Source organism: Aeromicrobium sp. CFBP 8757 (assembly GCF_014841755.1).
GTDB lineage: Bacteria > Actinomycetota > Actinomycetes > Propionibacteriales > Nocardioidaceae > Aeromicrobium.
Map to the genome: position 1 here is coordinate 191296 of NZ_JACYUM010000001.1, position 11888 is coordinate 203183.

Consider the following 11888-nt stretch of genomic DNA (forward strand, 5'->3'; position numbering starts at 1 on the left):
CCAGGTCTGCTCAGTGGCCCGCGCGTAGATCACCGCCCAGTCGAGGCGCTGGGGGATCGAAGTCCCAGCGGAATGCGAGGAGCAGCGGGCGGCGGGCCGTGGGCACTGCCAGGTGGACGTCGTGGACTACTGGGGTCTGGTCAGTGGACATGTCGGGGCTCATCGTCACAAGTACGCAGGATGTCTGCGTCTCACCACGACAATTGGGAAAATTGATGAAGGGTGTGAAGTCAGCGGCACGCGCAGCTGGTGCTTTCGCGGTGGCAGCCGCGCTGGTGGCGGCACTGACGAGTGCTCAAGCAACGAGCGGTACTGACTACGACGGAACCGACCCAGCCAGCACCGGGTGCGTCAACTCCGGGCGGGTCATCTTCGCGCGCGATCTGTACGACCCCTCGGACACCTACGGAGGCACCGTGCAAATTTTGTACTCCAGCGCGTGCGGCACCAACTGGGTCAGGACGTACGAGCCCTACAACAGCATCACCCGCAACGCTCAGGGTGGGCTCCCGCAGTTCACTGAGAACGAGCAGGATCCCGGGCAGGGATGGACCTATTCCATGCAGGTCTACGCCCCGGGCAGCCACGTTTCTTCGAATGAATCAAGAAGATTCCCTGGATCAAGCACAGCTGCCACGCACGGTTCTCGGACGCGATAGAGCCTTGGTCGGCGAGCTCGTCGGCAATGAACCGATACCCGAATCCCGGGTCCTCGGCGGGGCGTCGAACGCTGCGTTGATCAGGTGAGCGTCGTCCCAGTCCAGCTGGCAGAACGACTCGGCGAGACATTGGTAGTAGCTCTGCCGGGACAGTTTGAGGACCCCACCCGCCACCGCGGCCGGCACCCTGATCGGGGCGCCGGCCGCGGCCATCTCGCGAACGAGTGGGAAGACTATTTCCCCGTCAGGTTGGCCTGGGACAGATTCGCCGCCGCACGTCGCAGGGCCTCGTTCTCGTGCTCGAGCAGACGGATCCGTTTGCGTGCCTCGCGCAGCTCGGTGCCTTCGGCGTTGGTGACGCCGGGGCGTTTGCCGTCCTCGATGTCGGCCAGCTTCAGCCAGCGTTGAATACATAACTCGGAGACACCGAAGTCCTCCGCGACCTGCGTGATCCACGCCTCGCCCTCGCGCGCGACCGCGACCACGTCGTTACGGAACTCGATGGGAAATGCTTTCGGCACGTGAACATCCTTCCAGCAAGGATCGAAATACTCACAAGTCAGATGTCAACCAGACTCTGGGCAGTCCCGTGCTCGATGAACGGTACTGTCATGACCAGGCGGTCCTTGGACGGCGACATGCTCGAGCATCAGTCGCGTGGCTTGTTGTCTCCGGTGTCTTGAGAGATGTATTGCCGATGTCCTGAACCAACACACTGTCCCCTCTACCACGGAATAGCCCTGAACAGCAGAAATGCTGGCCAGGGGCCTTCGTTACAGATGTACGTGGGCTCGTGCTCCCCGCAGATTTTCGCTTTGGCTCTGTGATCCTCCAGCACACCACGCGATCCTAAGCGTGATGAAAGCAGATCAGAACGAGATACAAAGGGGACCGTCGAGAAGGTTCCGCTGCCGTTCAAGCACTCTGTCGACCGCTGGGTCGACGGCGAAGAGTTGCTGGTCAACTGTGCTCGCCACCTGCGTGACCGGCTGGCGTTGTCGTTCACGGCCCACCGGCTCTGAGCCGATGTCTCGCCTCGGGTTCGAGCCGGGCCGGGCTGGCGCAGACTAGGCTCTCGACTCGTGGACCTTCGTCAGCTTCGCTACTTCCGGGCAGTGGTCGAGTCGGGCTCGTTCGTGGCCGCAGCCTCGGCGTTGCACATGTCCCAACCGCCGCTCAGCCAGGCCATCATCAAGCTGGAGTCCGAGCTCGGAGTTCAGCTGCTGGTTCGTACCTCCCGTGGCGTCCACCCCACAAGCGCTGGGATGTATCTGCTGAATGCGGGGTCTCGAATCCTGGGCGATGTGAAGGACGTCGTCGATCACCTGACGAGTTATGGCACCGGCAGACGGGGGTCGATCACCGTCGCCGCGGTCCCGGCGCTGATGTGGCACAGGATCCCGCACCTCCTGCGCGAGCACGGATCGGAGAACCCGGAGGTTGACGTGCGACTCATCGATCCGCCTCCGTGGGAGGCCATCGAGATGATCGACAACAGGAAGGCCGACGTCGCCTTCATCCTGGTGGCCGACTCGCACCAGTTCGCAGAACGGCAGAAGGACTTCCGCGTCATGCGATGGGAAGACGTCCCCCTGGTTGCGGCGTTTCCGCCGGACCGGGCTGATCTCCCCGACCCGGTACATCTCGATGTGTTCGAAGGAGCGGCAATGATCCTTCCTCAACGAACGCTCGCCGTGCCAAGCCTGCCGGACGTCGTGGATGACGCGCTGATGCGCCACGGCATCGTCCCCCGGCGCAGCCGGATCGCGGAGACCATCCAGACCAGCATTCCCATGATCGCCGCTGGACAGGCAAGCTCGATCCTGCCCGACGCTCAACGGCGCAGCCTGCAAGGGTTCGACATCGTCGTGAGGTCGATCGCCGAGCCACTCCCGGCCCTGCACTCGATCGCGGTCGTGTCGGCGCGGGTGGACATGAGCCCGGGCCTGGCACGACTGCTGCGTCGGATCAGGCCTCCCGCGCCCTCGAAACCGCACGTTAAGTAACGAACAGGTTTCATATGACCTGAACCACGCACGGTATAGGGATTGCATATGGAGGAACGAACTAAATAGTATTTCCTTTCGCATTCGGTAGTTGAGATGGTGGCACGAGCCGTTCCCCACCGAAGGACCCAGAATGCTTCCCAAGACTCAGCTGAACCCGCCCTTCAACATCACGCGTGCCAGTCACGTGTCCCTGACCGTGACCGACCTCGGCGCAAGCCGCGACTTCTACCGCGATGTCATTGGGCTCGTCGTCACGGAGGAGACCGCTGACACGGTTTACTTCCGGGGGCTGGAGGAGAGCGTCCACCACAGTCTGACGCTGTACAAGACCGACGGTGCGCCGTTGGCGGACCAGGTGGGCTTCCGCGTGCAGACGGACGACGACATCGACCGGGCCGCAGCGTACTTCGCGTCGATCGGCATCGAGCACCGCCGAGTGGACAAGCCCTACCAGGGTCCGACCCTCCAGTTCGTCGATCCAGTCGGCACGCACATCGAGCTGACGTCGTCGATGGACGTGGTCGAGCGCAAGATGCAGAACTACAACGAGTTCAAGGCCGGAGCGCCGCAGCGGATCGACCACTTCCAAATCGTCACGCACGATGTGCAGAAGGCGACAGACTTCTATCACACGCTGGGCTATCGCCTGTCGGAGTACACGGCGAAGGACAACACCGATGAGCTGTGGGGCACGTGGATGGAGGTCAAGGGGAACACCCACGACCTGGTGTTCACGAACGGTCGCGGTCCGCGTCTGCATCACTTCGCCTACACCGTCCCTGATGCGTCCGCGCTGATCCACGCTGCTGACGTCGCAGGCGCTTACGGCCTCGGCCACGAGATCGATCGGGGTCCTGGGCGTCACGGCATCAGCAATGCCCTGTTCCTCTACGTGCGTGACCCGGACCAGCACCGGATCGAGCTGTTCAACACGCACTACCAGTTCATCGATCTCGAGACCCCCCCGATCCGCTGGGACGTCAGCAACCCGAAGCGTGCCCAGCTCTGGGGCATGCCGGCGTCGGCGCGGTGGTTCTTCGAGGCGAGCGAGTTCGCCGACCAGCCCGTCGAGGAGCCGCTCCTGGCAGCCACCCCCGACACCCTCGAGCAGTACCTGCAGCTCCACTGAATCAGCACACCCCCTGCGCCACCCCCACCCCCACCCGTCGCTCGGGCGACCCCACCCCAGAGGAATCATCATGAAGCGCAAGATTGCCATCGCAGCCATTGCTGCCAGTGCCCTCGTCCTCGGCGCGTGCGCCAGCGGCGCGGGATCGTCCGGCAGCGACTCCGCCGGCGGATCGAAGACCGAGTTCGTCAAGAAGGACCCCCTGGTGCTCGGGTACTCGGTCTACGACCAGACCGATCCTTACTTCATCGCGTACGCCAACGGTGTGAAGGCGCGTGCCAAGGAGAAGGGCGTCAAGGTGGTGCTCTCGGACTCCAAGGACTCCGCACAGATCCAGGTGACTGGCAGTGCGCAACTCATCTCGCAGAACATCTCTGCACTGCTCATCACCCCGGTGCAGCCCGACGCCCTCCCGGCGACGGTCTCGGCTGCGCACGCGGCGAAGATCCCCGTGCTCGTCGGCGACATCGGCACCAAGGGCGACATCGACTACTTCGTCCAGTCCAACAACGAAGAGGGCGGCGCCCAGGCGGCCGAGTACCTCGGCAAGAAGTTCGACGACGGCAAGAACCACGACATCGCCTTCATCCGTGACGACCCGGGCCACCCGGCCGGCGAGGCGCGTGGCAAGGGATTCAAGGACAAGCTGAAAGAGTACCCGAACCTGACGCTGGTCAGCGAGATCCCCGGCCAGACGATCGAGGCGGCCTATAAGGCAGGCCAGGACATCTTCTCGGCCAACCCGAACGTCGAGGCGATCTTCGGCTTCAACAGCAACGCCGTCCAGGGAGCCGTCCGCGCTGCCGAGACGTCCAAGAAGTCGCCGGCGATCGTCGGTTTCAACGGCGACCCGATCGAGCTCCAGCTGATCGAGCAGGGCAAGCAGGAGGCGACGGTCGCGCAGGACCCGTTCGGTCAGGGCCAGGCGCTCGTCGACGCGGCCCTCGCGCTGCTCGACGGCGAGACGCCGAAATTCACCGACGAGGCCAGCAAGACGCTGGAGCAGCCGACGACTCTCGTGACCAAGGACAACCTGGCCGAGTTCCAGGCCAAGCTCGCCGATCAGTAACCATCCGTCTCCACCGGGAAGCTCGCGCATGAAGAAGCAACCAGCAGTCTTCGAAGCCATCGACGTCAGTCGAAGCTATCCCGGGGTGCGTGCCCTCAGGTCGGTGAACCTCACGCTCCACCCGGGTGAGGTCACCGCCCTGATGGGCGAGAACGGCGCCGGCAAGAGCACGCTGATCCGACTGATCGGCGGGCTGGAGCAGCCGACGTCCGGAGAGCTGCGCATCCGCGGGGAGAAAGTAGAGCTTGGATCAGCCGCCGACTCGCAGGCCGCAGGCATCAGCGTGGTTGCTCAGGAGTTTCGTCTTGTCCCCCAGCTGACCGTCGCGGAAAACATCTTCCTCGGCAACGAGCTCACCCGGGGCGGGCTGATCCGCGTCAGGGAGACCAAGCGACGAGCCCGGAAGCTCCTCGAGCAGCTCGGGCTCGACCTCGACCCCTCCCGCACGGTGGAGACCCTGTCGGTTGGTGACCAGCAGATGGTCGAGATCACCCGGACGCTGTCACGCGATGCCGAGATCATCGTGATGGACGAGCCCTCGGCCGCGCTGAACAGGCGGGAGGTTCGTCGCCTCCTGGACCTGATCGAGCGACTCAAGGCGCAGGGAAAAGCCATCCTGTACGTCTCCCACCGCCTCGACGAGATCTTCGAGATCTCGGACAACATCGTAGTTTTCCGCGACGGGGAGCGGGTCGGCGAGCTGCGGACGGCCGACACCGACGAGCCCGAGCTCGTCGAGCTGATGCTCGGCCGTGAGCTGCAGGCATTCGAGCAGGAGCCGGTCGTGGCCGGCACCGAGGATCAGCCGGTCCGCTTCAGTGTCCGCGATGTCAGCTGTCCGAAGGTCGTCGAGCCGGTGAACTTCGACGTGCGTCGTGGTGAGATCGTCGGCGTCGCGGGGCTCGTCGGGTCGGGGCGTTCTGAGATCATGCAGGCGCTGTTCGGCGCCATCCCGTCCAAGGGCGAGGTGCGTCTCGACGACCAGGTCGTCGACCTGCGCGGACCGACCGGTGCGCTCAAGGCGGGCATCTTCATGCTGGGTGAGAACCGCAAGGCCGAGGGAATCCTGCCGCACCTGTCGGTGCTGGAGAACCTGCTCATTTCGGCCAAGAACGAGGGCGAGGGTGTGGTCTCCCGCGCGGTGCCCCGCAGTCGTCGCGATCTGGCGACCTACGAACGGCTCAAACAGGAGCTGCGGATCAAGGTCGACAGCCCGCGCCAGTACATCGGCAACCTCAGCGGCGGAAACCAGCAGAAGGTGCTGTTCGGTCGCGCGATCCTGTCGGGCTGCACGGTGCTGCTGCTCAACGAGCCCACCCGCGGCGTCGACGTCGGCGCCAAGGTCGAGATCTACCAGCTCATCCAGCGCCTGGCCGAGGCAGGGGTTGCAGTCGTCGTGAGCTCGTCCGACACGCCCGAGCTCGTCTCTCTGGTCCGGCGGTGCCTGGTCCTGCGCAACGGCCACGTGGTCGCCACCCTCACCGATGACGACGTGACCGAGGACCGCATCCTGGCCGAGTCCGTCGGCTCAGCCAGCACCATCTCCGCCGGAAAGGACAGGTCATGACGACCACCGAGATCACCACGCGGGACGAGGAGGCCTCGCGCTCGAGGCTACGTCGACAGCGCCTGGCGACGTCACTGAGCCGTTACGGCGTGCTCATCCCCTTCGTCATCGTCGCAGTGGCCTGCGTCGTCGCCGTGCCCAACTTCTTTGCCGGCAACAACTTGTCGAATTTGCTGGTCAACGCCTCGATCGCCGCCATCGTCGGCTTCGGCATGACGATCGTGATCGCCTCACGTGGTCTGGACCTGTCAGTTGGGTCGATCCAGGGCCTATCGGCGTGCCTGCTCACCATGACGCTGGGCAGCGCCGGACTCGCCGCGGGCGTCGGCGTGGGGTTGGCGATTGGCCTGGCGGTCGGCCTAGTTAACGGCTACCTCGTGGCCTACTTGCGGGTGCCGTCGTTCGTCGCGACGCTCGGCACGCTGGGCGTCGTGCGCGGCATCGCGCTGCTCGTCACCGACGGCCAGACGGTCACCGGCGACAGCAACGTGCTCAGCACCCTGGCCAACGACAAGCTCATCGGCATCCCGATCCCCTTCGTACTGGCTCTCGTCCTGCTGGCGGTTCTGCACATCGTGCTCCAGTACACGCCGTTCGGGCGTCACGTGTGCGCCGTCGGTGGCAGTCCTGAGGCTGCTGCGGAGAGCGGCATCGACGTGCGCCGCGTGACCTTGGCAGCGTTCGTCATCGCGGGGCTCACTGCCGGACTGGGCGGAGTGCTGCTGTCCGGGCAGCTGGGCAACGTCACCGGCAACCTCGGCGTCGGCCTCGAGCTGCAGATCATCGCCATCGCGGTGCTGGGCGGCACCAGCCTCGCTGGTGGCAGCGGCAACCTGCCCGGCACGTTCATCGCCGGCCTGCTGCTGGCCATGATCGCGTCCGCCCTCAACCAGCTCAACGTCCCGTCCTACTACCAGAGTCTGGCCATCGGTGTGCTGCTGATCTTCGCGCTGTCGCTGGACAGCCTTCGCCGCCAGATCTACCGACGCATCCTGATGGAGGGCTGACCATGAGTACAGCAACCGAGACCGCCTCGACCCGCGTGGCGCGTCGCAGACCATCCATCGGTGACCTGCTCGGTCGGTACTACCTGCAGGTGACGCTGATCGTGCTGATGGTCATCTTGTCGATCACCGTCCCGAACTTCGCGGCGTCGGCGAACTACAGCAACATCGCCCAACAAGCGTCGTTCGCCGGGATCGTTGCCTGTGGGATGACCTTGCTGATCGCGGGCGGCCTGTTCGACCTGTCGGTCGCAGGCGTCACGGCGGTTAGCGCCGTGGCAACGGTGCTGGTCCTGCCCAACACGACGATCGGCGCCGCAGCGCTGGTCGGCATTTTGGTCGGCGGCGCTCTGGGAGTCGTCAACGGCGTCGTGGTCACCAAGATCCAGATCCCGCCGTTCATCGCCACGTTCGGGCTGTTCAACATCTACACGGCCATCGCGTTCATGATGACCGGCGGCACGATCCTCGCGGTCTCCTCTGTCGACTTCCAGAGCTTCGCCACGTCGACGGTCGCCTCCGTCCCAGCGATCTTCCTCGTCTTCATCGCGGTGTGCGCCCTATCGCACGCCCTGCTCTACCGGACGACCTTCGGTCGCCAGCTGCGCGCCGTTGGCAGCAACGAGCTTGCCGCCGAGATGGCGGGGATCCGGGTCGATCGGGTCAAGATCATCGCCTTCACGATCACCGGACTGTTCACGGGCCTGTCGGCCGTGGCACTGGCCGCTCTGCTCTCGTCCGCGACGGGCAACATGGCGACCGGTGTCGAGCTGAACGCCATCACGATTGCCGTCGTGGGCGGCACGGCTCTTCGCGGCGGCGAAGGACGACTGCTGGGCACCTTCACAGGTGCCATCTTCATCACGGTGGTCAACAGCGCGCTCAACCTGACGGGCGTGAGCTCGTACTGGCAGAGCGTGAGCGTGGGCCTGATCCTGGTGCTGACGCTTGTGATCGGCGCATTGACAGGTCGACGCACCGGCATCCGCGGGGCATGATCTCGAGAAGACACGCCACGACCAAGGAGGCAGCATGATCGGTATCCACGACATGGGCGGCATGCACGGGTTCGGACCCGTGGACACCGTCGACGAGCAGACGTTCCACGCCGATTGGGAAGGTCTGACCTTCGCCCTCGAGAAGCTCTGCGCTCATCACGGCGTGTGGCTCACGTCGGACGAGGTGCGGCACTCGATCGAGAAGATCGGCCACGGTCTCTACCTGACGGGCACCTACTACGAGCACTGGCTGCACGCGTGGGAACCACTGTTGATCGAGAAGGGCTTCGTCACCGAGCGAGAGCTGCGCGACCGGCAGCAGGCCGTGCGCGACGGCGTCGAGATCCGCATCCAGGAGCCGCCGTCAACCCAGGATGAGGGCGACGCGCTGTCGCGGGCCATTCTCAGCACGATCTACGACGGGGTGCGTGCCGACCGCGAGCTGCCGGCCCCTCCGCGATTCGCGGTCGGCGACCGGGTCGTGGCGCTGCCGCGGCCGGTGCCGACCCACACGCGTTCGCCGCGTTACATCTGGGGCCACACCGGTACCGTCGCGATCAGCCACGGCGCGTTCATCCTGCCCGACGCCATCAGCCAGCACCTGGGCGAGAACCCCGAGTACGTGTACGCCGTCAGCTTCGACGGAGACGTCCTGTGGGACGACCAAGCCGAGCCGGGTACGGAGTTCATCGTAGATCTGTGGGAGAGCTATCTGGCTCCCGCCGCCGGCATCAACGAGTAGAGAGGCAGGACCATGGGACACGACCATGACCACGACCACGATCACGGAACGGGCGGACACCACCCCGGCGAGCTTTCCGACGGTGAGGTCCGGGCGCGTGCCTTGGAGTCGCTGTTCCGCGAGAAGGGCCTCGTCAAGGGCGATGTCATCGATGACATCATCGACGCCTACACCCACGACATCGGTCCGCTGAACGGCGCCCGTGCGGTCGCCAAGGCCTGGGTCGACCCCGAGTACCACGAGCGACTGCTCGCCGACGCCACCGCGGCGCTGCTCGAGATCGGCGTCGGCGGTCTGCAGGGCGAGCACATGATCGCCGTGCAGAACACCGACGACGTCCACAACGTCGTGGTGTGCACGCTGTGCTCCTGCTACCCGTGGCCCGTGCTCGGCCTCCCGCCGCGCTGGTACAAGGACGCCCCTTACCGCGCCCGGGTCGTCCGCGAGCCCCGCGCCGTGCTGGCCGATTTCGGCACGACGCTGCCCGACGACACCTCGATCCGCGTGTGGGACTCCAGTGCGGAGATCCGCTACCTCGTCGTGCCGCAGCGACCTGCCGGCACCGACAGCCTCTCCGAGGAGGAGCTGGTCTCGATCATCACGCGCGACTCGATGATCGGCGTCACGCTGCCCGACGCGTCCGCGACACAGGTCAGCGCATGAGCGCCGAGCACGCGACCCCGACCGACCGGGTGCAGCTCGACGAGATGACCGGCGACTCGGCCGTGCCCCGCGCCAACGGCGAGCTCGTCTTCGACGCGCCGTGGCACGCCCGGGCCTTCGGGCTGGCGGTCAGCCTGTGCCAAGACGGTGCGTTCGAGTGGATCGACTTCCAGCACGCCATCTCCGAGGAGATAGCGCGTCGTGAGCAGAGCGGCGTCGACGAGTACTACGAGTGCTGGTTGGCAGCGCTGTCGGTCGTCATGTCGGAACAGGTCGCCGCCGAGCTGCCCGCCCGCGAGGACGAGTTCCGCAGCCACGAGCGCGACGAGGTGTTCTGAGCCGTGCCGTCATCCGATGAAGTCATCGTCGAGGCGCTGCTGCACCAGCACGGTCTCACGGTGCCCGCCGACGAGCTCGCGCTGCTGGTGGGTGCGTATCCGGGCAAGCGTGCCGCCGTCCAGGCGCTGCGCGCGCTCGACGGCGTGCGCTACGAGGAGCCCGCCGTGACGTTCGACCCACGAGTCTGAGGAGAACGACCCGATGACCACGCACGACCACCCCCCTGTCGACCAGGTGGCCGCGGTGCTCGCGCCCGCCACCCTCACCAACGTCGCCACAGCGATCCGCTCCGGCGAGACGACGAGCTTGGCAGTCGTGGAGCGCGCGATCGCCGCCGCTGACGCCTACGACGACGCGGTCGGGATGTTCCTAGCGCGGTTCGACGACCAGGCGAGGGAGGCGGCAGCCTCTGCGGACGCGGTGCTTGCCGCGGGCGACCCGGTCGGGCCGCTGCACGGGGTGCCCCTAGGTATAAAGGACATCTTTACGACGGTCGAGGGACCGACGACCGCTCAGTCGGTGGTGCATGACCTTTTGGCCCTCAGTGGGGACGCCGTCGCCGTCCGCAGGCTCAGGGATGCAGGCGGCGTCATCATGGGCAAGCTGACGACGATGGAGTTCGCCACGGGCGAGCCTGACCCCACCAAGCCGTTCCCGGTCCCGCGGTCGTCGTGGTCGCTCGATCACTGGGCGGGCGGCAGCAGCTCGGGCTCGGGCAGCGCGGTGTCGCTCGGCGCGGTCCTCGGCGCCCTGGGGAGCGACACCGGCGGATCGATCCGGATCCCGGCCGCCTACTGTGGCATCACGGGGCTCATGCCGACCTATGGTCGCGTGCCGAAGACAGGCGCGGTGCCTTTGGGTTATACGGTCGACCACGTCGGGCCCATGGCCCGCTCTGCTCGCGACTGCGCCGTGCTGCTCGACGTGCTAGCCGGCAGCGACGCGTCCGATCCGACGACGATCGACGTCCCGGTGGGTCGGTACTCCGCGGGCCTCGACGGCGACCTGAGCGGCGTGCGGATCGGCCTGGACCGCCTCGACGGCGTCACCGACGAGTACGATCCGGCGATCGCGCCGGCCATCGACGCGGCGCTGGCGGTTCTGGCGGCTCGTGGCGCCGAGATCGTCGACGTCACGCTGCCGCTGTTCGCCGAGATGACGACCGTCGACGAGATGCTGATGTACGCCGAGGCGTTGACCTACCACCTGCCGGACCTGCAGCGACGCTGGTCCGACTACGGGCTGGCGACCCGTTCAGCCATCGGCACAGCGACGTTCTACAGCGCGGCCGACTACGTCCAGGCACAGCGAGCACGCCGGGTAGGGCAGAAGGCGATCAAGCAGACGTTCAGCAACGTCGACCTGGTCCTGACACCCACTGCCGGCGGCGGCGCCGCAGCGCTCGAGCGCATGTCGAAGGGCTACTTCCACGGCTTCGGCCCCATCTACACCGGTTACTGGGACACATTGGGCAATCCCGTGCTGGGAGTGCCGCTCGGGTTCACGGCCGAGGGGCTTCCGTTGGGCCTGCAGATCGCGGGTCGACCGTTCGACGAGGAGCTGGTCCTGCGGGCTGGCGACGCCTTCCAGCGCGACACCGAGTGGCACCTGCAGGTGCCTGACCCCCTGTCGACCCCATAGGTTTTCGGTATAGCCAGCGAAGCAAAATAGTATTTCCATTAATACAAGGCGGATGCGAAAGTGAGATG

The 11888-nt window shown here is 65.8% G+C and carries 13 protein-coding genes; 12 read left to right on the plus strand and 1 reads right to left on the minus strand.

What is annotated here, in order from left to right; all coding sequences use genetic code 11:
* The first annotated feature begins 215 nt into the window (after window positions 1-215).
* On the plus strand, window positions 216-659 hold the full coding sequence (locus tag IFT73_RS19455; RefSeq protein WP_371811184.1) for a DUF2690 domain-containing protein: 444 nt from the start codon (window positions 216-218) through the stop codon (window positions 657-659).
* Between the two features lie 233 nt (window positions 660-892).
* On the opposite strand, the gene IFT73_RS00865 is transcribed toward IFT73_RS19455, so the two are convergent.
* Window positions 893-1180 carry a transposase gene (locus IFT73_RS00865; protein ID WP_197983452.1) on the minus strand — a complete coding sequence of 96 codons (288 nt, stop codon included), beginning with the start codon at window positions 1178-1180 and terminating at the stop codon, window positions 893-895.
* A gap of 561 nt (window positions 1181-1741) precedes the next feature.
* Between IFT73_RS00865 and IFT73_RS00870 the strand changes: the two genes are divergently transcribed.
* From IFT73_RS00870 to IFT73_RS00920, 11 genes are all read left to right on the plus strand, one after another.
* Window positions 1742-2665 (plus strand): LysR family transcriptional regulator, encoded by a 924-nt coding sequence (locus IFT73_RS00870; protein WP_192165835.1) that lies wholly within the window; start codon window positions 1742-1744, stop codon window positions 2663-2665.
* Between the two features lie 133 nt (window positions 2666-2798).
* On the plus strand, window positions 2799-3797 hold the full coding sequence (hpaD, locus tag IFT73_RS00875) for a 3,4-dihydroxyphenylacetate 2,3-dioxygenase (RefSeq protein ID WP_192165837.1): 999 nt from the start codon (window positions 2799-2801) through the stop codon (window positions 3795-3797).
* Between the two features lie 70 nt (window positions 3798-3867).
* The gene (locus IFT73_RS00880) at window positions 3868-4866 is read left to right on the plus strand and encodes a substrate-binding domain-containing protein (protein ID WP_192165839.1); all 999 of its coding nucleotides are present in this window, start codon (window positions 3868-3870) and stop codon (window positions 4864-4866) included.
* 28 nt (window positions 4867-4894) lie between these two features.
* Window positions 4895-6433: a sugar ABC transporter ATP-binding protein gene (locus tag IFT73_RS00885; protein WP_192165841.1), complete on the plus strand. Its 1539-nt coding sequence runs from the start codon at window positions 4895-4897 to the stop codon at window positions 6431-6433.
* On the plus strand, window positions 6430-7440 hold the full coding sequence (locus IFT73_RS00890; RefSeq protein ID WP_192165843.1) for an ABC transporter permease: 1011 nt from the start codon (window positions 6430-6432) through the stop codon (window positions 7438-7440). Before IFT73_RS00885 ends, IFT73_RS00890 begins: the two co-directional genes overlap by 4 nt.
* Before the next feature lie 89 nt (window positions 7441-7529).
* Window positions 7530-8435 (plus strand): ABC transporter permease, encoded by a 906-nt coding sequence (locus tag IFT73_RS00895; RefSeq protein WP_192165845.1) that lies wholly within the window; start codon window positions 7530-7532, stop codon window positions 8433-8435.
* Window positions 8436-8469: 34 nt separating this feature from the next.
* A complete protein-coding gene (nthB, locus tag IFT73_RS00900; RefSeq protein ID WP_192165847.1) occupies window positions 8470-9177 on the plus strand; it encodes a nitrile hydratase subunit beta in 708 nt (235 codons plus the stop codon).
* A gap of 12 nt (window positions 9178-9189) precedes the next feature.
* Window positions 9190-9840 carry a nitrile hydratase subunit alpha gene (nthA, locus tag IFT73_RS00905; RefSeq protein ID WP_192165849.1) on the plus strand — a complete coding sequence of 217 codons (651 nt, stop codon included), beginning with the start codon at window positions 9190-9192 and terminating at the stop codon, window positions 9838-9840.
* Window positions 9837-10178 carry a nitrile hydratase accessory protein gene (locus IFT73_RS00910; protein WP_192165851.1) on the plus strand — a complete coding sequence of 114 codons (342 nt, stop codon included), beginning with the start codon at window positions 9837-9839 and terminating at the stop codon, window positions 10176-10178. The genes nthA and IFT73_RS00910 overlap by 4 nt, the downstream gene beginning before the upstream one ends.
* Before the next feature lie 3 nt (window positions 10179-10181).
* The gene (locus IFT73_RS00915; protein WP_192165853.1) at window positions 10182-10367 is read left to right on the plus strand and encodes a hypothetical protein; all 186 of its coding nucleotides are present in this window, start codon (window positions 10182-10184) and stop codon (window positions 10365-10367) included.
* 13 nt (window positions 10368-10380) lie between these two features.
* Window positions 10381-11820, plus strand: a complete 1440-nt coding sequence (locus IFT73_RS00920) for an amidase (protein ID WP_192165855.1) — start codon at window positions 10381-10383, stop codon at window positions 11818-11820.
* The last annotated feature ends 68 nt before the right edge of the window (window positions 11821-11888 follow it).

Coding starts and splice junctions, on each gene's coding strand:
- IFT73_RS00920 (WP_192165855.1), top strand. CDS start 10,381: ATGACCACGCACGACCACCCCCCTGTCGACCAGGTGGCCGCGGTGCTC.
- IFT73_RS19455 (WP_371811184.1), top strand. CDS start 216: ATGAAGGGTGTGAAGTCAGCGGCACGCGCAGCTGGTGCTTTCGCGGTG.
- nthB (WP_192165847.1), top strand. CDS start 8,470: ATGATCGGTATCCACGACATGGGCGGCATGCACGGGTTCGGACCCGTG.
- nthA (WP_192165849.1), top strand. CDS start 9,190: ATGGGACACGACCATGACCACGACCACGATCACGGAACGGGCGGACAC.
- hpaD (WP_192165837.1), top strand. CDS start 2,799: ATGCTTCCCAAGACTCAGCTGAACCCGCCCTTCAACATCACGCGTGCC.
- IFT73_RS00890 (WP_192165843.1), top strand. CDS start 6,430: ATGACGACCACCGAGATCACCACGCGGGACGAGGAGGCCTCGCGCTCG.
- IFT73_RS00880 (WP_192165839.1), top strand. CDS start 3,868: ATGAAGCGCAAGATTGCCATCGCAGCCATTGCTGCCAGTGCCCTCGTC.
- IFT73_RS00910 (WP_192165851.1), top strand. CDS start 9,837: ATGAGCGCCGAGCACGCGACCCCGACCGACCGGGTGCAGCTCGACGAG.
- IFT73_RS00885 (WP_192165841.1), top strand. CDS start 4,895: ATGAAGAAGCAACCAGCAGTCTTCGAAGCCATCGACGTCAGTCGAAGC.